The sequence below is a fragment of the Streptomyces montanus genome (assembly GCF_005786655.1).
Lineage (GTDB): Bacteria > Actinomycetota > Actinomycetes > Streptomycetales > Streptomycetaceae > Streptomyces > Streptomyces sporangiiformans.
This window is the reverse complement of the sequence record NZ_VBZC01000015.1, coordinates 23975-43627: the sequence shown is the minus strand read 5'-3', so window position 1 is coordinate 43627 and position 19653 is coordinate 23975. Positions and strand designations below refer to the sequence as shown.

The window sequence follows — 19653 nt, the reverse complement described above, 5'->3', positions numbered from 1 at the left end:
TCCTCCAGGGGGCACTCATACCAGTGAGGAGTATGACGAAAAGGGGCTGAGATGGAGATCTCGGGCATCATCAGTGCCATCGTGATCGGTGTCATCATCGGCACGATCGGCAGGCTCGTCGTCCCGGGCCGTCAGCGCATCGGCATCCTGTGGACCATTCTGGTCGGCATCGCGGCCGCGCTCGTCGGGTCGGGTCTCGCGTCCGCGTTCGACGTGGCCGACACCGACGGGGTGGACTGGATCGAGTGGCTGTTCCAGATCGGACTCGCGGCGCTGGGCGTCGCCGCGCTGGACCGCTCGAAGGTGCGCCGCTGACCACAGCGGCCCACCGCACGAAAACATACAGACAACACACAACACACGGCCTACGGCACTAAATCTGTTGCACACCTGTCTCCGTCACGGCTAGCTTCCGCGGGTTCCATACCGCCTGCATCACCGCTTTCACCATCACCTTCACCCACGCAGCCGACCGTGACGGAGACACCGTGCCGCCCCGCATCACCGCCCTCATCGATCCCGAACCCGCCGCGTCGAGCCGCCGCTCGGCCTGGCTCGCGTCGGACGATGAGGGTGTGCCGATCGGGTCCGCCTTTCTGCGGCTGTTCACCAAGGAGGGTCAGGAGCACCTCGCCGAGCTCCAAGTCGCCGTGCACCGGGCCGAGCGGCGGCGGGGCGTGGGCGCCCGTCTGCTGGAGGCGGCCGTCGCCGCGGCGCGGAGCGAGGGGCGCCGGTCGATCCTCGCTCAGGCGAACGAAGGCTCCCCGGGTGATCTGTTCCTGGCGGCGAGCGGCTTTCGCCGAGTACTGACGCTGGCGTACGCCCGGCTCCCGCTCGCCGACGCCGATCTCACCCGGATCGACACGATCGCCGAACAGGTCCACGACGGCTACCGGATGACGCACTGGGACGGCATGGTGCCGTCCGCACTGGCACAGACCTACGCCGCGTCGCGGCGGGCCATGGACGACATGCCGATGGAGGGGACCGACTACGGCACGGTGGTGTGGGACGTGGAGCGGGTGGTGTCGGCGGCCGAGGTGATCGCGAAGCGCGGTGATCTGCTGCACACCGTCGCCGTACTGGACACGGCGGACGGGTCGGTCGTCGGGTTCTCCGAGCTGGTCGTTCCCGGCAGCGGGCGGGGCGACGGTCAGCATTACGGGACCGCCGTCCTTCCTGAGCACCGCGGACACGGCCTCGGACTCTGGATGAAGGCCCATTCCATCCGGCTGGCCCGCCGACGTCACCCCGACCTCGCCGGCCTGCTGACCGACACGGCGGACAGCAACTCGCCCATGCGCGGCATCAACGACATCCTCGGCTATCTGCCCACGCACAAGGCCGTGGAGTACCAGCTCGATCTGTGAGAACGAGGGCGGCCACCCGTCGGCGCCCGACGAACAGCGTGCCAAGGACACGGCCCGGCCGCCCCAGGGCGTCAGCGAGGGGCGTACACGTACGGCGTGGTCGTGGTCAGCGGTGCGAAGCCGAGCCGTTGGAGGATGGGGCGGCTCTGGTCGGAGGCGTCGACCTGGACATAGGCGTAGCCGCGGTCGGCGGCGATCCGGGCCCGGTGGGCGACCAGGGCGCGGTAGATGCCTCGGCCGCGCCAGGCCGGGACGGTGCCGCCGCCCCACAGGCCCGCGAACCGTGTGCCGGGTGTGAGCTCCATACGAGCCGAACTCACCGGCACGCCACCGGCGAGGGCCACGACGGCGACGACCGTGTCCGGGTCCGCGTCGAGCTGGGCGAGCAGCTGGTGGCGGAGCCGGGAGCTGTCCGTTCCGAAGGCCTCCTCGTGGACGTCCGCCACGAGGTCGACGCCCGCGCTGTCGGTGACGGTGCGCAGTTCGATGCCCTCGGGCGGCTGGGCGTCGAGGCGCAGCTCGCCGCAATCGGCGATCATCAGCGTCTCCTCCGGCTCCGGGGTGAGCCCCGCGGCGCGCAGCCGCCGCCCCAGGTCGACCGGCAGGTCGTGGCCGTACAGCTTCCACTCGAACTCGCGGCCGAGCTCCGCGAAGTACCGCACCTGCTCGGCGATCACCGCGTCCACGTCCGCCTCGGCCAGGTCCGACCAGACCACGCCGCTCCAGCCCTGCCCGGCGCCGACCTGGCGCACCACCCCGTCCTTCCGCTCCACCACGGCTCCAGGGCCGTCGGGCCGCGCACCCTCGCGCATGTCCCGGTCGAACAATGCCAACACCGCCACGTGATCCATTCCGTCACTTCAACACCCAAATGCCAAGCGGGCAACGCGTTTTAGTGACGGCACGTACCCTGCACGCCGGAGTTCCGGTCCCGAGGAAGGCGAGTACGAAATGGTCGACGACGCCGAACTGAAGTATGTGCGCCGCTGTGTGGAGTTGGCGAGGGAGGCGCTGGAGGTCGGCGACGAGCCGTTCGGTTCGGTGCTGGTGGGTGCGGACGGCACGGTCCTGGCCGAGGACCACAACCGGGTGGCCTCCGGCGACCGCACCCGGCACCCGGAGTTCGAGCTGGCGCGCTGGTCGGCAGCGCACATGACGCCCGAGGAGCGCGCCGCCGCGACCGTCTACACCTCGGGCGAACACTGCCCGATGTGCGCGGCCGCACACGGCTGGGTGGGGCTCGGCCGCATCGTGTACGTGGCGTCGTCCGAGCAACTCGCTTCCTGGCTCGGCGAATGGGGCGTACCCGCTCCCCCGGTCCGGACGCTGCCGATCGACGAGATCGCACCGGGCGTGATCGTGGAGGGGCCGATCCCGGGCCTGGCGGACGAGGTGCGCGCCCTGCACCGGCGCTTCCATCACGGTGCCCGCTGAAGCAGGGCCGTCGGCCGGGTGGCCGCACAGGTGTGAACGTCCGATACGCACGAGCCGTATGTGACAGTGGCAAGCGGGAGGGACCAGTACAGCGCATCGAGGCTTGGAGATGATGTGGTGCCGCAAGACTTAGCAGCCCCGGCTCCCGTGGCGGCGGCGGACCCAGCGCCCGCAGCGGCCGCGGAACCGCCGGCCGGCACACCGGCCAAGCCGCCACCCGCCCGCCGGGATCCGTACTTCGACAACGCGAAGTACCTCACCATCGTTCTGGTGGCCTGTGGTCACGCCTGGGAGCCGTTGACACACGGGGGCCGCGCCGCGACGGCGGCGTATCTGACGGTCTACGCCTTTCACATGCCAGCGTTCGCGCTCATCTCCGGGTTCTTCTCCCGGGGTTTCGACATGGGGCCGGGTATGGTGCGCAGGCTGTTGACGGGCGTCGTCGTGCCGTATCTCGTCTTCGAGACCGCATACAGCCTCCTCTACCGCTGGGCGGGGGACGATCCGGACCTTCCGCTGAGCCTGCTGGATCCCGGGTATGCGATGTGGTTCCTGGTCGCGCTCTTCATCTGGCGGCTGACCACCCCGGTGTGGCTGTCGCTGCGTCATCCGATGCCGGTCGCCATGGCGCTGGCCGTGTTCGCCGCGGTCTCACCGAATCTCGGCGGGGACATCTCGATCCAACGTGTCCTGGGATTCCTGCCGTTCTTCGTGCTGGGGCTGAAGCTGCGGGCCGAGCACTTCGCCCGACTGCGCACTCGGCGGGTACGGATGCTCGCCGTGCCCGTGGTCGTGGCCGCGTTCGGGACGGCGTACGCGGTGGCACCGTGGTTCAACGCCACGTTGCTCTATCACAGCAGCAGCGTCACGGAGCAGGGGCTGCCGAGATGGGCAGGGTTGTTCACCACGCCCGTGCTGTTCCTTGGGGCGCTGGTCCTGACCGCCTGCTTCCTGGCCTGGGTGCCGGGGCGGCGCTGGTGGTTCACGGCGCTCGGCGCCGGGACGATGTACGGCTATCTGCTGCACGTTGTGATCATCAAGGCATCGCGCTTCTGGGACTGGTACGACCACTCCTGGCTGTACACCCCGCTCGGCCAACTGGTAGTCACCGCAGTCGCGGTGGGGCTCATCACGGTTCTGTGCTCGGGGCCGGTCCGTTCTGTCTTCCGGTTCGTCGTCGAGCCGCGTATGTCGTGGCTGTTCCAGGACCGGACAGATGCCGGGAAGAGAGCGACGGCCGCCGCGCCACCGCGCTGACCATGCCGACGCGCTGACCGTGCCGACGTGCTGACCATGCCGACGTGCTGACCACGGATCAGCCGAGTTCGAGTGTCGTGACTCCGTGGACACGGTCCGTGGCAAACGGCCGGATCGGGCCCGTATACATGCGAGCCGTCTCGAACGACGGTGTGAGCCCGTGCTCTTCCGCCAGCGCGATGCCGACGGCGCTCGTCTCCGGGACGTCGATGGCGACCGGGCGACCGGCGGCTTCGGCGATCAGCGCGGCGAAGACGGCCCGGGCGTCGTCGGGCGTGTCGGCGAACAGGGGCCCGATGCGCAGGGAGTCACGTGCGGGCCGGACGACTCCGTACCCGGTGAGACGTCCGCCGACGAAGCGGACCACCGTGCGGTGTCCCGGAGCGCTCAGCCAACGCTCCACGAAGCGCGGCCGGTCGGCCGGACAGCAAGCGCTGTCGTACGCCGTGATCGACGCCAGGTCGGCCGGTTCGGCGGCCCGTACATCAGTGGCCGTGGCCGCTGCGGACGCCACTCCGGTGAACCGCGCGGTGTTGTAGGCGAGTTCGAATCCGGACTTGCGGTAGTTGTCCTGCTCCGCGGGCACGCCGTCGAGACCGATGGTCCGGTCGCCCGCGTGGGCGAGAGCCGTCTTCCATGTGGTGATGCCGTAACCACGGCCGCGCAGGTCGGGGCGTACGAGATAGAAGCCCAGGAAGGCGTAGTCGGGCCCGTAGTTGACGACGGAGATCGCCGATACGGGTTCGCCGTCGATCCTGCCGAGGAAGAAGCCCTCGGGATCCTGGGCGAAGAAACACGGGCCGTCGGACAGCCCCGGGTTCCATCCCTCGTCCGCCGCCCACCCGCCGACCACGGGCCAGTCGTCGAGCGAGGCCCGCGTGACGACGAGGTCATCGGGTCCCGGGAAACCCGGAGAGGTCATGGGTGCGCTCCGTTCATTGGGGGGTGGCGTGACACGGCCTTCAGCATCCTGAGCCCGCCGACCGGCCTGCGGCGGACCGCAGTTGGCTTCACAGCGGCATAGGTTATCCCCATGGACCACGTGATACTGCGCCCGGTGACCGAGAACGACCTGTCCGTGATGGAGCTGTTCCTGACCGATCCGGAAGAGGCCTCGCGCTTCCAGTGGTACGGATGGTGGGACACCGGACGCTGGCGACGCCAGTGGGCGGAGACGGGCCTGATCACCGATGACGCGGGCCATCTGATGGTGGCGCACGGCGACGCGGCGCTGGGCTTTGTGGCCTGGCGCAAGGTCGTGGCCTCGCGAAGCTCGTTCTACTGGAACGTGGGCATCACCCTGCTCCGGGAGGCCCGCGGCAAGGGCGTGGGCACCCAGGCACAGCGACTGCTCGTCCAGTACCTGTTCGCGCACACACAGGTCATGCGGATCGAGGCCGACACCGAGGTCGACAACGTGGCCGAGCGACGCGCCCTGGAGAAGGTTGGGTTCACCCGCGAGGGCATTCTGCGCAGCGTCGTCTTCCGCGACGGGCAGTGGCGCGACGGGGTGCGGTACAGCATCCTGCGCGGCGACTGAGAGGAAGACCCCACCGGTCTGCGTGGCCGGCGGGGTCCTACTTCCTCGACGGGTCTCTCTTTCGGAGGATTCAGCGTCGGGCGGCCGGCCGTGAGCGGCGGTACAGCACGGCTCCGGCCACCACCAGAGCCGCGCTCGCGGCGACCGCCGGTCCCGTCGTCAGGTCCGTCCCGGTGTGGGCGAGCGCGGCCGCGTGCTGCGGCGCGGCGTGGCGCTGCGTCTGCGGTTGCGCCTGCGGCGGGGTGTGCCCCCGCGGGGGTGCGGACGACTGCGGCGCCGGATCGGCCGGGCGCCGCGGCCGGCTCCCGGACTGGTTCGTGGATTCGTTCCCGACGGCGGCGTTGCCGACTCCGGCGACGTTGACCGAGTTGCCGCTGACGTTCACGGGAACGTGGACCGGGAGCTGGACATCGTTGCCCGACAGCACGCCCGGCGAGTCCCGCACGGATCCGTCGGCCACGGCCGCGTTGTCGCGCTGCTCGGCTCCGCCGCCCTTGTTGGCACAGCTGTTGCCCGCCGTGGGATTGAGCAGCCCTGCCACGTTCACGGTGTTCCCGCACACGTTCACCGGAGCGTGGACCGGGAGCTGGATGGTGTTGCCGGAGATCACCCCGGGCGAGTTCGCCGTGCCGCCGTCCGCCGCGGAGTCCGCGTGGGCCGGCATCGTGACGCCCATGGCGCCCGACGCCGCGGCCACGATGATCAAACCATTCCGGGTAACCCGTCTCATAGGTTCCCTGCCTTCCAGACATGGGTCGCGAGCCCTCGCCCGCACCCGTTAAAACGCGGGCGCACCATCGGAGTTATGGCTAATCGGCCTTTCACCCCATCGAGCGGCATGCTCATCGAACTGTCTTTCAAGGGCCTCGGCGGCAGAGGACATCCGGCCTGAACGGCGCGCGGGGTCGCACAGGGTAAGGCCTCCGCGGGCGAAGCGCTCGCCCAGAGGCGCGGTCAGGGGCACGCCCTTATCGTGATCGAGGGGGAATCCCCGGCCCTTGCGCCGAGGCGTCCCTGGAGGCTTGCCATGCTGTCCACGCACCACAGCTGCGCTTTCGCAGGCGCCGTGACGCTGGCCCTGCTGGGAGCCGTGCTGTCACCTCAGGCTCTGCCGGGAACCGGCCCGCGGGCATTCGCGGACGAGCCCGACCAGCCCGACCTGTCCCGCTTCTACGACCAGAAGATCGACTGGGCCGACTGCAGGGGCGACGGCCTGCCCGAGGACCTGCAGTGCGGCAAGGTGACCGTCCCGCTCGACTACGCGAGGCCCGCCGCCGGGACGCTGGACGTCGCCATGGCCCGCTTCGAGGCGACGGGCAAGTCCAGGGGTTCCGTACTGCTGAACTTCGGCGGGCCCGGCGGCTCGGGAGTCAGTCAACTCGCCGTCGGCGGCGAGGACTTCATGGGCCTGACAGAAGGCTACGACGTGGTGACCTTCGACCCGCGCGGCGTGGGCAGAAGTTCGCCGGTCAGCTGCGGCGAAGCCGCCTACGGGATGTCGGACCCGACCACGGACACCGCCCCGGACGACAGGGATCCGTGGGCGGCTCTGCGGTTGCTGCGGAAAGCCGCCGACGCATGCGCCAAGCACTCCGGTCCCGTGTTGCCGCACATCGGCACGGTCAACGCCTCGCGGGACCTGGACGTGATGCGCCAGGCCCTGGGCGACGAGAAGCTCAACTACCTCGGCTTCTCGTACGGAACGCGGCTGGGCGCGGTGTACGCCAGTCAGTTCCCCGGGAAGACCGGCCGGCTGGTGCTCGACGGCGTGGACACGCTCACCGAACCGCTCAGCGAACAGGGCATCGTCGGCGCCGAGGCCCAGCAGACCGCGCTGGAGGACTTCCTCACCTGGTGCACGGAGGACGTCAACTGCGCGTTCGGGCAGGATCCGCGCCGGGCGAGACAGGAGGTCGTACGGCTGGTGGACGCCATGGACGAGGCCCCCGTGCCGACGGACTTCGGTGATCGGTTCTCCGGCCAGGACCTCGTGGGCGCCATCGGGCTGGCCCTCTACAGCGAGGAGTTGTGGCCGATCCTCGCGCAGGCGCTGCGCTCGCTGGTCGAGGACGGCGACACACGGGACATCGTCCGGTTCTCCGCCTTCGGTATCGCGGCGCCCGGCGACGGTGGGCTCGTCGACGAGGGCGACATCCCCCTCGACAACCTCCCGGCCGCGCTCATGGCCATCAACTGCGCGGACGACCCCGACCGGCCCACGGCCGACCAGATCGCCAAGAGCCTCGACCGGCTGCGTGCCGCGTACGAGGAGGCCTCGCCGGTCTTCGGCCGGTACCGGCTCACGCAGCTACTGACGTGCTACGGCCGCCCCAAGGGCACCAGCTACATCCGCGAAGAGGTGCACGACGTCGACACCCCGAAGATGCTCCTGGTCGGCACCCGCGGCGACCCGGCCACCCCGTACCGCTGGACCGTGGAGACCGCGCGGCGGCTCGGCTCGTCGGCCGTGGTGCTCGACAACAAGGGCACGGGCCACACCGGATACGCGTCCTCCAAGTGCGTGCAACGGAAGGTCGAGGACTTCCTGCTGTACGGCTCGCTGCCGCACGGCTGGAGTTCCTGCGGGCCGGACGAGCGAGCGCCCTCCTGAGACGCGGCCGGGCGGTGGTGCCGAGGCGGGCCAGAAGTGTCGCAGGACGCCAACACGGACAAGTCGGGTACAGCCTCGCGGATCGGGGCGGGGTGGGTCACGGGTGCCTCAGACACCTCCGAAGAGTGAGGTCAGGCCGCGTTCCAGGGCAGGTCCCACATCTTCTCTGCCTGCGGCGACCACCGCGTACGACCGGAGCAGGAACCGGCTGAGGATCGCCGTGTCGAACTGGATGAGGGCCAGGCCGGGCAGCGCGTGGAACTCCAGGACCGTGCGTTCCGGGCCGCACGGCCATATGTGGACATCACCGCTGCCCGCGGGGGCGCTCAGGCCCTCCTCCAGGAGCTCACGGGCGAAGATCCATGTGGCGGTGTTGCCGTCGAGCGAGACCTCGGGCGGGAAGACGATCTCGACCGCGAGTGGGTCGGCGGCGGAGTAGCGGAGCGTGGCGGACACGGGAAGGTCCTGGCTCTCCGAAGTGATCAGGCGCGCGCGGGCGGGCTGCTCCAGGACGATGTCCATGATCGGTCTCCGTTCCGGGTCGGGGCAGTTCGTTGTGCCGATGTGCCCTTACGACCTCGCAGGGGCCGTTGTCGGTACACGGAACCCCGAAGAGATTGTTGTGATCTGCGTCACAGCATCATCCGACGCCGCTCCGTCGGCGCCGGCACCTGGCGAGGCAACGGACATTGGCCGGAAACCGGTCACTCGGCACCCGCTCGCGAGAGCGTCGAACGTATGCTTGGAGGAACCGCACACGACATCGACACTCCGTCAACTGGCCGACTACGACTACGACTTGGCCGCCCCCACGCGTACTGCATGCGTCCCGCATGAGCCACCCGAGAGGACAGCGGCATATGCCAGGAACATGACCGCATCGCGTGTTGCCAAATCCCTTACAGAGCGTCGCAGGCTGTGCAACAGTCGTAACGGTCCAACCCAGCCTTGGTCGTACCGTGCCTGTATCGGAGTACGTCATGCCGTCCCATCTCTCGGCGGGCCACCCGGCCGCCCAGCCGCCCCCACGCGGCTCGGTCGACGCGCTCATTTCGCAGGCGCGCCGACTGCGAGGCGACGTGGACGCCGTGCGGCGTGAGGCGCCGGCCGACGGCTCGGACCCGCAGGGACTCTGGCAGCGCGCCCTCTGTGACCTGGCGATGCATCAACTCAACGATCTCGACGAGCATTTGGCGCAGTTGCGGGACGGCCCGGCACCCGCACCCATGCCCGTGCCCGTGGGGGGTGACGAGGCACCGCCCGCCGCAGGAGCCGTGCCGACCGCACCGGGGCATGGCTCACCCGACGCACATGACTCGCTGCTCAGCCGTGTCGGCAGCGCCGAGTGGAATCTGCTGACGGACGAGGCGAAGTGGTCCGGCGAGCTCTACCAGATCCTCGGCCGCGACCTCGCCACTCCCCCGCTCACCCTCGACGAACTGCCGTCCCTGGTACTCGACGAGGACCGGCCGCGGCTGACGGCGATGGTGACCGACTGCCTGATCGACGCCAAACCGATCGACGGAGAGTTCCGCATCGTGCGCCCGGGCGGCCGCGTGCGGACCGTGCACATGATGGGCGAGCCCGTGCTGGCCGCCGACGGCAGCACCGCCTCGATGTGGGCGGTGCTGCGGGACGTCAGCGAACTGCGCCGCAGCCAGCGGACCGTGAGCGAGACCCGTGACTCGCTCGAACGCCAACGGCACATCGCGCAGACCGAGCACCGGCTCGCGGTCGAGCTGCAGGAAGCCGTGCTGCCGCCGTGGCGCGGCTCCCTGCGGTTCCCGCGCCAGGGACCGCAGACACTCGACCTGTCCGCCCGCTACCTACCGTCCTCGAGGAGCGAGCTGATCGGCGGCGACTGGTACGACGCCCTCGAAATGCCCAACGGCGAAACACTGTTCAGCGTCGGTGACCTCACCGGACACGGGGTCACCGTCGCCTCGGGCATGGCGATGCTGATCGGCGCCCTGCGCGGCATGGCCATGACGGGCGCCGAGCCGGGTCAACTCATGACGTGGCTCAACCAGTTACTGGACGCGTCGGTCGAGCCGGCCCTGGGCAGTGCGGTGTGCTGCCGCTACCGGCCCGAGACCCGCACCCTTGTCTGGGCGCAGGCAGGACACCCCGCCCCGCTGCTGTTCCGCAACGGGACGGGGCGCGTGCTTTCGCGGCCGGAGGGCGTCCTGCTCGGCGCGACCTCGGGTGCCACCTACGGGCAGGCCGAACAGCCTCTCGAACCGGGCGATCTGCTGCTCCTGCACACCGATGGGCTGATCCCTGGGCACAGTGGCACCGCGGCGGTGAACCATCTCCTCGACCTGGCGCCCCGCTTCGGCGAGGCCCGTGCCGCACAGGACTGCGTACGGACGGTCGAGGAGGAGTTCGGCGAGGCGGCGCGCGAGGACGACGCCTGCGTACTCATCGTCAGGCTTGCCACCTGAAGACGGCATCCTGAGGATGGCCGCCTGAGCAGCACGGTCCCCCTGTGCCCGTGCTCATCCGCTCACGCCCGTGCGCTGCTGCCACCCCGGGTGTTCAAGCCCTTGGGCAGCGCCAGTTTGATCTCCTCACGCAGATCGTGGATCTTCGGATAGCTGGAGTACTGCGCCGTCAGCCGGTACATCTCACGCAGCCGGTCCCAGGTGCGATGGGATGAGTTCGAGCCCATCGACGTCAGGGCCAGGCGCGCGTACCGGTCGGCTTGTTCGGGGTCGTCGGCGATGAAGCAGGCCGACGCGAGCGAGAGGTGGTCGAAGATCTTCGAACGGTCCCGGCCCTTCTCGCGCAGCTGGAGCGCCTCCTTCGCATGGCGCTGCGCGACGGCGGCCGCACCCGGTTCGTGCTCCGCGAGCGTCCGGTAGGCCAGGGCCTGCATACCGTGCATGTCCGCCTCGTCGAAGAGCTGCATCCAACTCGGCGGCGGTACATCGCCCTTGTCCGAGGCGAAGAGGTCCTCCGCCTCGCCGAGGGTCCGCCGCATGGCCTGGCCCTTGCCCATCGACGCCTGAGCCCAGGCCTCGATGGTGTGGAGCATGGCCCTCGTACGCGGCAGCACCTCGTCGCCGGAGCCCGACTGGGCGAGCTTCATGAGGTCGAGTGCGTCGTCGGGCCGGCCCAGATGCACCATCTGGCGCGCGGCGCGGGAGAGCGCTTCCCCGGCGCGGGGCCGGTCACCGGCCTCGCGGGCGGCGTGGGCGGCGATGACGAAGTACTTCTGAGCCGTGGGCTCCAGGCCGACGTCGTGCGACATCCAGCCCGCGAGAACGGCGAGGTTGGCGGCGACGCCCCACAGGCGCCGCTGCAGATGGTCGGGGTGTCGGTAGGCGAGCATGCCGCCCACTTCGTTGAGCTGTCCCACGACAGCCTTGCGTTGCAGCCCGCCGCCGCGGGCCGCGTCCCAGGCCCGGAACACCTCGACCGAGCGCTCCAGCTCTTCGATCTCCTCCGACCCGATGGGGGCGGCCTCGTAGCGGTCGAACCCGGCCGGGTCGACGTGCAGGGGATCGTCGATTTCGGGAGCGTCGGCCGAAAGGGCCGGATCTGTGTGCAGCCAGTCGTACATGGCACTGCTGATTGCGGATCCCGCGGCGAGCGCGGCACCCGCGCCCACCAAGCCGCGTCGGTTGAGCATGAGGTCCATTCCCGTGAATTCGGTGAGGACCGCGGCGGTTCGCTCGGGCGCCCACGGCACTCCGTCGGGATGTTCCACACTCCCGCCGCCCTGCCGGTTCCCCGTACGCCCGTGCCGGACCAGACCGAGGTCCTCAATGGTCACGACACGGCCGAGACGCTCGGTGAACAGCGCCGCCAGCACCCGCGGAACCGGATCGCGCGGGATCTCTCCCATGTCGATCCAACGCCGCACCCGCGAAGTGTCGGTCGCCAGCTGGGGGTGGCCCATGGCCGCCGCCTGCCGGTTGACCATTCGCGCGAGCTCGCCCTTGGACCAGCCGGCCAGGCCGAACAGATCCGACAGACGCGTGTTGGGTTGTCCGCTCACGTCAAGCCCCCAGGTTCTCGGCTGAGTTGACAGTAACCCCGTGTCAGTTGCTGCGGGACTATTCGCCAGGGTTCGCCAGGGTGCGCCAGATGGTGTGCCAGTGCGCATCCGGTGTCAGGTAGGAACGCGCCACCCCGACCCGGTCGCCGAAGGAACATTCCCCAGGGTGTACCGAGGCGGCCGGGGCGGGTGGCGCGGTAATTCTCAGGCACACGAAGGGATCTGTATCACCCATGTACGCAGCATCGTCCTCCGTGTCCGCCCCGCCCCGGTCGCTGCACGCCCGTCCGCAGGTACCCGGCTCCGCTCGAGCAGGAGAGAGCGCGGTGGCGGGCAGCGGCCCTTATGTGGACCCGGCACGCCCGGGGTCACCCGTACTCGGTGCCGGTCGGACGCGACGCGTACCGGGGCTCGGCACCCAACCGCTCAGCGGGAGACTCGACTTGTCCGGCCCTCAGGGCGCGCAGCTGCGCACGGCGATCGCTTCGGTGCACCGGATCTGCCCGGAATTCGCGCCGGTGCAGGTACTGCGCCGCAGCGGCCGCTCGGTGCTCCTGGTCGGCACCACCGGGCGCAGCACCGCCGTCGCGAAGTGTTTACTGGACCTTTCCCCCGTGTGGGCCCAGCGGATCCGCCACGAGATAGCGGCATACCGCTCGTTCGTGCGGCACCGTCCTCCGGTACGGGTGCCCCGGCTGATCGCGGCGGACCCGGACAACTGCACACTCGTCATCGAGCGGATGCCGGGCCGGGTGGCGGCACTGCAGCGGCACCCCGGGGAGGCCCCGCCCCGTGCGGACATCAGGGCGGCGCTGGGCGCGATCTGCCGGCTGAACGCGTGGCGGCCGGCGGCGGGGACGTTCGACGCCCCGCTGGACTATGCGGCGCGGATCTCCCGGTATCACGAGCTGGGGCTGCTCACCGACCGGGACATGGGCGATCTCCAGAAGCTGGTGCACGGCATCGCGCACTCGGCGGGGCGCCAGGGGATGGGCCAGTTCTGCCACGGCGACGCGTTGCTGTCGAACATCCTGCTCTCACCGGCCGGTCCAGTGCTGGTGGACTGGGAGCACGCGGGCTGGTACCTGCCGGGCTACGACCTGGCGACGCTCTGGTCGGTGCTCGGTGACGCCCCCGTCGCACGGCGGCAGATCAGCCAGCTCGCGCAGTCGACGGGGCCCGCGGCGCGCGACGCCTTCCTGGTGAACCTGATGCTCGTACTGACCCGTGAGATCCGCACGTACGAGACAGCCGTACAACGTTCGATGCACGAGGCGACCCCGGCGGCACCGGGACCGGCCCACCCGGGTGCTGCGCCGTCCGGCGAGGAACAACGGCTGCTGCTCAGGCGGCTGCACGACGACTGCCAGCTGGCCCGACGGGCCGTTCGAGCGGCGGTCGGAACTCGCTGACGGGGATGACGGCCCGCGGTGTGCCCTGGGCAGCGGCACACCGCGGGCCTTCGTCATGTGAGTGATCGACACGCATTCCTCGACCCGCCGCTGACATGGTGAATCGCCCGCTCCTGGGCATGATTGACGGATCGTCGGCGAGCCGGTAGCACTGACGCACGCCCGGCTCCGCACGCATCATCGCGCTCGATCGCCTCAGGAGGCCCGTTTTGCGAGGATCCGTCACCGCCCAAGCCCCGGCCGCCGGCCACAGACGAGGGCGCAGGACCGCGGGCGCCGTAGCCTCGGCGGCGCTGCTGCTGCCGCTGCTCGGCGCGGCCCCGTCGGACAGCACCGAGCAGCCCTCCTCCGGACGCCTGCAGAACGCCTTCGCCACGGCCGCGGCCGAGTACGACGTACCGCAGAGCGTGCTGCTCGCCGTCTCCTATCTGCAGTCCCGCTGGGACGCGCACGACGGGGCGCCGAGTGTCACGGGTGGCTATGGCCCGATGCACCTGACCGACGCCCGCACCGCGATCGCCCGGACCGGGGCACCCCATCACAGTGACGCCACGGAGGACGCGCGCGGCGACGACTCGCGTACCGCCCTGCTCCCCGACACGAAGATCCCGGACACGAAGCTCCCCGACAGCTCCGAACTCCCCGCCCGGCTCAAGACGTTGGCGAAGGCAGCCGAGCTCACCGGGCTCTCCGCGGAGCGGCTGCGCACGGACGCGGCCGCCAATGTGGCGGGCGGTGCCGCGCTGCTGGCCGCCGCGCAGAGGGAGCTCGGTGAGCCGCCCAGCGACGACGCCGCCGACTGGTACGGGGCGGTGGCACGCTACTCGGGCGCGGACGACTCGGCGACGGCCGCCAGGTACGCCGATGACGTCTTCGACGTGATCCGCGCGGGCGAGCGGCGCACCACGGACGCGGGACAGCGGGTCGCGCTCACCGCCCAGCCCCGACTGCGCCCCGAAACGGAGCAGTTGAAGGGCGCAGGTCTGCGGACGGCCGCCGCGGAGGGCACCGAGTGCCCGGCGACCGTGTCCTGTGAATGGATTCCGGCACCGTACGAGGAGTTCGGCGACGGCGATTACGGCAACCACGATCTCGCGAACCGGCCGACGTCCCAGAGCATCGACTACATCGTCATCCACGACACCGAGGCCACCTGGGACACCACGCTCCAGCTCGTGCAGGACCCGACCTATGTGTCGTGGCACTACTCGCTGCGCTCCACGGACGGTCACATCGCCCAGCATGTGAAAACCAAGGACGTGGGCTGGCACGCCGGCAACTGGTTCGTCAACGCCAAGTCGATCGGCCTGGAGCACGAGGGCTTCCTCGCGGCGCCGGACGCCTGGTACACGGAGGAGATGTACCGGACGTCGGCACGGCTGGTGCGGTACCTCGCGAGGAAATACGGCATCCCGCTGGACCGGCAGCACATCCTCGGCCACGACACCGTGCCGGGCCCGACGACGTCGACCATCCCGGGCATGCACACCGACCCCGGTCCCTACTGGGACTGGCAGCACTACTTCACCCTGCTCGGCAGGCCCTTCGGCCGCACGGCCGGCGCCAACGCCAAACTGGTGACCGTACTGCCCCAATTCACCAGGAACCGGCCGGAGTTCACCGGCTGTGTCACCCCGGGTGAGCCGTGCGCGCCGCACGGCTCCAGCGCCGTGCGCCTGTACACGGAGCCGAGCGAGGACGCCCCGCTGATCAAGGACATCGGCCTGCGGCCGGGCGGCGGGGACTCCACGACCGGCGTGAACGACACGGGGTCACGGGTCTCCACCGGCCAGCAGTACGCGGTCGCGGGACGCAAGGGCGACTGGACGGCGATCTGGTACCTGGGGCAGAAGGCCTGGTTCAGGAACCCGGCGAAGCGGCCGACGGCGGTCGGCGCGTCGGGCCTCGTGGTGACACCCAAGGCCGGCCGCGAGGACATCCCGGTGTACGGGCGTGCCTACCCGGAGAAAGAGGCCTACCCGGCGGGCGTACCCGTCCAGGCCGTGTTCCCGTTGCCGTACAAGCTGCTCGCGGGCCAGAGGTACGCGACCGGCGACAAGGTGCCGGGTGAGTACTTCTACGCGCCGACCTTCGACACGGCACCGCACAAGGTGGTGCGCGGTTCCGACATGTACTACGAGATCCAGTTCGGCCACCGGGTGGCGTTCGTACGGGCCACCGATGTGCGCGTGATGCCGTCGGCCCTGTAGGGGGCCGATGCCTCCGCGGAGGCATCGGCTACGCCTTCTTGCCCCAGACGTATCGTTGCCCGGCGATCGCCTTGAACGTCGACTCGCCGCCCGGCAGCAGGTCGCTGCGGACGGTGAGCCGGCGTGTCCGGGACGCCGTCAGCGCGATGCGGGTGGCGCGGCCGTTCGACCAGTCGAGGTCGAGCGTCGCGCCGCCTCGGGCGCGCAGTCCTCGGACCGAGCCGTCCGGCCAGGTGGTGGGCAGGGCGGGGAGTACCTCGATCACGTCGTACTGGCTCTGCAGGAGCATCTCGGTGATCCCGGCGGTGGCACCGAAGTTGCCGTCGATCTGGAAAGGCGGGTGGGTGTCCCAAAGGTTGGGCAGGGTCGAGCTCTTGAGCTGTTCGGCGAGCATCTTGTGGGCGTGGTCGCCGTCGCGCAGCCGCGCCCAGAAGTTGATCTTCCAGGCCTTGGACCAGCCGGTGCCGCCGTCGCCGCGGGCGGTGAGTGAGACCTTGGCGGCGTCGGCCCACTTGGTTCCGGGTTCGATCTGCCGCCCCGGGTGGAGGGCGTAGAGATGCGAGACGTGCCGGTGATCGTCGGCCGGATCGTCCAAGTCGGCCTTCCACTCCTGGAGTTGCCCCCAGGAGCCGATGCGAAGCCCTGGGTCCAGCTGACCGAGCACCGCTTCCAGCCGCGTTCTGAACGCCCGGTCGTCGCCCAGGATGCGGGCCGCCTCAAGGGTGTTGGTCAGCAGGTCGTGCACGATCTGCTGGGACATGGCCGCGCCGGCCGTGAAGTCGCCGTGCTCGGGCGAGTAGCTGGGGGTGACGACCAGCGTGCCGTCACGCGGATCGGTGCGCAGGTTGTCGAGCCAGAACTCGGCGGCCTCCTTCATCACCGGGTACGCGGTGGTGCGCAGGTAGTCCGTGGAGCCGCCGAACCGGTAGTGCTCGTACAACTGGCCGGTGAGCCACGCTGCCCCTTCTGGGAACCAGAACGCGGTCGACCAGTCGTGCACGCCGGTGAAGCCGAAGGGGTTGGTCTCGTTGTGCACGACCCAGCCCCGTGAGCCGAACATCTCCTCGGCGGTGCGCCGCCCGGGCGCGCGCAGGGCCTCGACGAAGCGGTCGTACGGGGCTGTCGTCTCGGCGAGGTTCGTGGCCTCGGCGAGCCAGTAGTTCATCTGGAGGTTGATGTTGACGTGGTAGTCCGCCGACCAGGGCGGTGAGGTGCTGTGGTTCCAGACGCCCTGGAGGTTGGCGGGCAGGGAGCCGGGCCGCGAGGAGGCGATGAGGAGATAGCGGCCGTACTGGAAGTAGAGGGCTTCCAGGGCACGGTCCGTGCTCGTGGCTCCGCCCGTGTAGCCGGCGAGGAGCCGGTCGGTGGGCACATCGGCGGGGACGGACTGGCCGATGTCCAGGGCGACCCGGTGGAACAGTGCCCGGTGGTCGCGAACATGGCGGGCGAGCAGTGAGTCGTAGCGCCTGTCAGCCTTGTCGAGGGTGCCGGTGACGGCGGTGTGCGGGTCCTTGCCCCGGTAGTCGGGGTAGGTGTCGGCGTAGTCCGTGCCCGCGGCCAGGGCGAACCAGGCGCTGTCGGCGCCGGTCACCGTGATCGTTCCGTCGGCGTTCGAGGTGACGGTGCCGCCTTCGCCGCGTACCTGGATCTGTGCCTCGAAGCGCAGGCCGTTGTCCGCGAGCGCGCCGCGCACCGTCAGACGACCGCTCGCCGCGGTGGCGGTGAAGTCGCTGCGGGGCGAGGCGTAGCGGAGGGTGAAGGTGACACTGCCCGGCCGGTCCGCGCTGAGCCGCCCGACGATCACGCCGTCGGGATACGAGGCAAAGAACTCCCTTTGGTGGCACACCTGTTGGTGGGTGTAGACGACCTTCGCGACGGCGTTCGCGATGTCGAGTTCGCGGCGATACGTCGCCGGGGTCTCCGGTGCGTCCGGTACGTCGAGGTACAGATCGCCGAAGGTCTGGTGGGCGCCGTATCCGACGCGCGGCTGCCCCAGCTCGGCGGCAACGCTGTCGGGGTCGAGCCTGGTCTTCGCGTCGAGTTCGTCCTGCACGGCGGCGAGCGCGCCCGGCCGTGCCTCGCGCCAGTTGCCGTGGTCGTAGCCCTGGGCCGAGCCGGGGCCGCCGGTCCACAGGGTCTTCTCGTTGAACTGCAGCCGCTCGGAGGCGAGCGTGCCGAACACCGCGGCGCCGAGCGAGCCGTTGCCGATCGGCAGGGACTCGCGTTCCCAGTCGGCGGCCGGAACGCCGTACCACAGCATCAACGGCTCCCGTGATTCATCGGAGGAATCTGCGGCGGCAGGCCCGGCTAAAGCCAGGCTCCCGCCGCCGAGGGCGAGTCCGGCCGCTCCGCCAAAAGTGGTCTTCAGCGTGGTTCTTCTGGATACCTCAAACGACTCACGGGGCTCATGCGACTCATGCGACATGGCTCCGGACGCTAAAGGTCCGATCACCTCGGTGACAAGAGCTAGGACACGGCGTTCGGGACCCCGAACGGTTCACGCCTGCTGGAAGAGTTCCGCGGGAAGAGGCTTCAGGAGCGCGTACAGATCGTCGGTGATGGGGCGGTCCCACGCGGCGATCGTCACGAGGACGTTGTCACTGCGGTCGAACTGCACACAGGAGATGCGCTCCTCGGAGAGCTTGAGGCGGCGCACGATCAGGAGGTTGTCGCCCTGCATCACGGGCGTGTCCTCGACGCTGACGACGGTGATCTCCTCGTCGTTCTCCAGCGCCAGCAGGAGTTGGGCCACCTCGAAGGGAATCTCGCCCTCGGCGACCTCGCGGGCCGGCGAGCCCTCCGGCAGATTGCCGATGATCATCGCGGGGCCGCGACCGCCGAACAGGTCGTAGCGCAGGAACACACCCTGGCAGCTGCCGTCGGGGGCGGGCAGCAGGCCCGCGCCGAGATTGCCCGGCCAGTCGCCCGGGTCCATGGCCAGAACGTCGAAGTCGGGCCCGGCGGGTGTGGCGCTGCGGCGGCGGAGGAAGGACATGCCGCAATGGTACGTGCAAGGAGGGACCACCGGCTCGGTCACCTGGTCCGGCGGACCAGGACCCTGATCCGCCGGACAGACCCTAGGGCGTCTTCTTGTGCCGCTCGTGGTGGCGGGCGACACCGGCGCGGTTGCCGCACGACGGCGTGCACCACTCCTGGCGGGACGCCGCGGGGGCGGGCGGGGTGGCCCTTGAGGAATTGACCTGCCCGCACTGTCCTTGATCACGGTGACGCTGGAGGGGACGGCGGGCAGACGCCTGGACCAGGCGACCTTCACCGCCCCGATCTTCGGCAGGTTGAGGCGTCCGCCGGGAGTGATCGACCAACGGGCGTTGGCGGTGAACCGGATCGTGGGCCGCTGGTCCTTCCGCGACTTCATCCGCGGCGCCTCGACCCTGGGGCCCTTACGGGTGCCTTTCCTCGAGGCGAAGAAGTTGCGGTAGGCGGCCTCGGCGTCGCGCAAAGACTGCTGGAGCACCACCGCGGACACCTCCCCAGCCAGGCCCGCTCCGGACGGTGCTTCGCCTCGGTGACCAGAGCCCGAGACAGCAGGCCCAGCGAGGGGTACGGCCGGCCGTTGGCATGGGCGTCGCGGCGGGCACGCACAGCGTCGTTGTAGACGACGCGGGCGCACCCGAACGCCCGCGCCGGCGCACGGACCTGGCCGGGCTCCGGGTACAGGCGAAAGCCGTACCGGAGCTGCATGCCACTGATCGTACGAGCGAGCCCCGCACGCACACATCGGGAACATCCGTTCCCCGCCTCACCCGGCCCGGGGCTGAGTACGCTGGGAGCCAGTGCGCCCGAGACCGTTCGGGG

The 19653-nt window shown here is 70.1% G+C and carries 16 protein-coding genes and 2 pseudogenes; 9 read left to right on the top strand and 9 right to left on the bottom strand.

All coding sequences use genetic code 11. The features are described 5' to 3' along the window. Positions 1 to 51 precede the first annotated feature (51 nt). Both FE633_RS15650 and FE633_RS15645 read left to right on the top strand, forming a co-directional pair. Entirely contained in the window at positions 52 to 315 is a 264-nt protein-coding gene (locus tag FE633_RS15650; RefSeq protein WP_119099268.1) for a GlsB/YeaQ/YmgE family stress response membrane protein, read from the top strand. 173 nt (positions 316 to 488) lie between these two features. After that, the gene (locus FE633_RS15645; RefSeq protein ID WP_138045750.1) at positions 489 to 1370 is read left to right on the top strand and encodes a GNAT family N-acetyltransferase; all 882 of its coding nucleotides are present in this window, start codon (positions 489 to 491) and stop codon (positions 1368 to 1370) included. A gap of 71 nt (positions 1371 to 1441) precedes the next feature. Here the strand turns inward: FE633_RS15645 and FE633_RS15640 are convergent, their stop codons facing one another. Continuing rightward, positions 1442 to 2221, bottom strand: a complete 780-nt coding sequence (locus FE633_RS15640; RefSeq protein ID WP_138045749.1) for a GNAT family N-acetyltransferase — start codon at positions 2219 to 2221, stop codon at positions 1442 to 1444. 100 nt (positions 2222 to 2321) lie between these two features. Here FE633_RS15640 and FE633_RS15635 point away from each other — a divergent pair, with 100 nt between their 5' ends. Together FE633_RS15635 and FE633_RS15630 are read left to right on the top strand one after the other, a co-directional pair. Further along, entirely contained in the window at positions 2322 to 2804 is a 483-nt protein-coding gene (locus FE633_RS15635) for a nucleoside deaminase (RefSeq protein ID WP_138045748.1), read from the top strand. A 117-nt stretch (positions 2805 to 2921) separates the two neighbouring features. Further along, entirely contained in the window at positions 2922 to 4061 is a 1140-nt protein-coding gene (locus FE633_RS15630) for an acyltransferase family protein (RefSeq protein WP_246113633.1), read from the top strand. Between the two features lie 58 nt (positions 4062 to 4119). Here FE633_RS15630 and FE633_RS15625 read toward each other — a convergent pair whose 3' ends face one another. Then, complete coding sequence (locus tag FE633_RS15625) at positions 4120 to 4983, bottom strand: GNAT family N-acetyltransferase (protein ID WP_138045747.1); 864 nt, start codon at positions 4981 to 4983, stop codon at positions 4120 to 4122. Positions 4984 to 5094: 111 nt separating this feature from the next. Between FE633_RS15625 and FE633_RS15620 the strand changes: the two genes are divergently transcribed. Continuing rightward, positions 5095 to 5601, top strand: a complete 507-nt coding sequence (locus FE633_RS15620; RefSeq protein WP_171059962.1) for a GNAT family N-acetyltransferase — start codon at positions 5095 to 5097, stop codon at positions 5599 to 5601. Between the two features lie 70 nt (positions 5602 to 5671). On the opposite strand, the gene FE633_RS15615 is transcribed toward FE633_RS15620, so the two are convergent. Next, positions 5672 to 6331, bottom strand: a complete 660-nt coding sequence (locus FE633_RS15615) for a chaplin (protein ID WP_138045745.1) — start codon at positions 6329 to 6331, stop codon at positions 5672 to 5674. Between the two features lie 297 nt (positions 6332 to 6628). On the opposite strand from FE633_RS15615, the gene FE633_RS15610 reads away from it, so the two are divergent. Continuing rightward, positions 6629 to 8212: an alpha/beta hydrolase gene (locus FE633_RS15610; RefSeq protein WP_138045744.1), complete on the top strand. Its 1584-nt coding sequence runs from the start codon at positions 6629 to 6631 to the stop codon at positions 8210 to 8212. Between the two features lie 108 nt (positions 8213 to 8320). Here the strand turns inward: FE633_RS15610 and FE633_RS15605 are convergent, their stop codons facing one another. After that, positions 8321 to 8734, bottom strand: a complete 414-nt coding sequence (locus tag FE633_RS15605; RefSeq protein WP_138045743.1) for an SsgA family sporulation/cell division regulator — start codon at positions 8732 to 8734, stop codon at positions 8321 to 8323. Positions 8735 to 9192: 458 nt separating this feature from the next. Here FE633_RS15605 and FE633_RS15600 point away from each other — a divergent pair, with 458 nt between their 5' ends. Next, positions 9193 to 10656 carry a PP2C family protein-serine/threonine phosphatase gene (locus FE633_RS15600; RefSeq protein WP_138045742.1) on the top strand — a complete coding sequence of 488 codons (1464 nt, stop codon included), beginning with the start codon at positions 9193 to 9195 and terminating at the stop codon, positions 10654 to 10656. 62 nt (positions 10657 to 10718) lie between these two features. Here FE633_RS15600 and FE633_RS15595 read toward each other — a convergent pair whose 3' ends face one another. Then, positions 10719 to 12215, bottom strand: coding sequence for a DNA-binding protein NsdB (locus FE633_RS15595; RefSeq protein WP_138045741.1), 1497 nt, complete (start codon positions 12213 to 12215; stop codon positions 10719 to 10721). A 233-nt stretch (positions 12216 to 12448) separates the two neighbouring features. Between FE633_RS15595 and FE633_RS15590 the strand changes: the two genes are divergently transcribed. Both FE633_RS15590 and FE633_RS15585 read left to right on the top strand, forming a co-directional pair. Beyond that, the gene (locus FE633_RS15590) at positions 12449 to 13627 is read left to right on the top strand and encodes an aminoglycoside phosphotransferase family protein (RefSeq protein WP_138045740.1); all 1179 of its coding nucleotides are present in this window, start codon (positions 12449 to 12451) and stop codon (positions 13625 to 13627) included. 209 nt (positions 13628 to 13836) lie between these two features. Beyond that, positions 13837 to 15837: an N-acetylmuramoyl-L-alanine amidase gene (locus tag FE633_RS15585; protein ID WP_138045739.1), complete on the top strand. Its 2001-nt coding sequence runs from the start codon at positions 13837 to 13839 to the stop codon at positions 15835 to 15837. 28 nt (positions 15838 to 15865) lie between these two features. Here FE633_RS15585 and FE633_RS15580 read toward each other — a convergent pair whose 3' ends face one another. From FE633_RS15580 to FE633_RS15565, 4 genes and pseudogenes are all read right to left on the bottom strand, one after another. Beyond that, a complete protein-coding gene (locus tag FE633_RS15580; protein ID WP_138045738.1) occupies positions 15866 to 18097 on the bottom strand; it encodes a glycoside hydrolase family 95 protein in 2232 nt (743 codons plus the stop codon). Positions 18098 to 18334: 237 nt separating this feature from the next. Then, positions 18335 to 18832, bottom strand: coding sequence for a glycosyltransferase family protein (locus FE633_RS15575; RefSeq protein WP_138045859.1), 498 nt, complete (start codon positions 18830 to 18832; stop codon positions 18335 to 18337). Positions 18833 to 18914: 82 nt separating this feature from the next. Further along, positions 18915 to 18995 (bottom strand): annotated as a pseudogene (locus FE633_RS15570) (CGNR zinc finger domain-containing protein); the annotation flags it as partial. Positions 18996 to 19036: 41 nt separating this feature from the next. After that, positions 19037 to 19539 (bottom strand): annotated as a pseudogene (locus tag FE633_RS15565) (RNA-guided endonuclease InsQ/TnpB family protein); the annotation flags it as partial. Between the last annotated feature and the right edge of the window lie 114 nt (positions 19540 to 19653).

Excerpts from the sequence above, each read along its gene's own strand:
- FE633_RS15650 (WP_119099268.1), top strand. The coding sequence starts at position 52 with ATGGAGATCTCGGGCATCATCAGTGCCATCGTGATCGGTGTCATCATC.
- FE633_RS15640 (WP_138045749.1), bottom strand. The coding sequence starts at position 2,221 with ATGGATCACGTGGCGGTGTTGGCATTGTTCGACCGGGACATGCGCGAG.
- FE633_RS15635 (WP_138045748.1), top strand. The coding sequence starts at position 2,322 with ATGGTCGACGACGCCGAACTGAAGTATGTGCGCCGCTGTGTGGAGTTG.
- FE633_RS15625 (WP_138045747.1), bottom strand. The coding sequence starts at position 4,983 with ATGACCTCTCCGGGTTTCCCGGGACCCGATGACCTCGTCGTCACGCGG.
- FE633_RS15620 (WP_171059962.1), top strand. The coding sequence starts at position 5,095 with ATGGACCACGTGATACTGCGCCCGGTGACCGAGAACGACCTGTCCGTG.
- FE633_RS15615 (WP_138045745.1), bottom strand. The coding sequence starts at position 6,331 with ATGAGACGGGTTACCCGGAATGGTTTGATCATCGTGGCCGCGGCGTCG.
- FE633_RS15610 (WP_138045744.1), top strand. The coding sequence starts at position 6,629 with ATGCTGTCCACGCACCACAGCTGCGCTTTCGCAGGCGCCGTGACGCTG.
- FE633_RS15605 (WP_138045743.1), bottom strand. The coding sequence starts at position 8,734 with ATGGACATCGTCCTGGAGCAGCCCGCCCGCGCGCGCCTGATCACTTCG.
- FE633_RS15600 (WP_138045742.1), top strand. The coding sequence starts at position 9,193 with ATGCCGTCCCATCTCTCGGCGGGCCACCCGGCCGCCCAGCCGCCCCCA.
- FE633_RS15590 (WP_138045740.1), top strand. The coding sequence starts at position 12,449 with ATGTACGCAGCATCGTCCTCCGTGTCCGCCCCGCCCCGGTCGCTGCAC.
- FE633_RS15580 (WP_138045738.1), bottom strand. The coding sequence starts at position 18,097 with ATGCTGTGGTACGGCGTTCCGGCCGCCGACTGGGAACGCGAGTCCCTG.
- FE633_RS15575 (WP_138045859.1), bottom strand. The coding sequence starts at position 18,832 with ATGTCCTTCCTCCGCCGCCGCAGCGCCACACCCGCCGGGCCCGACTTC.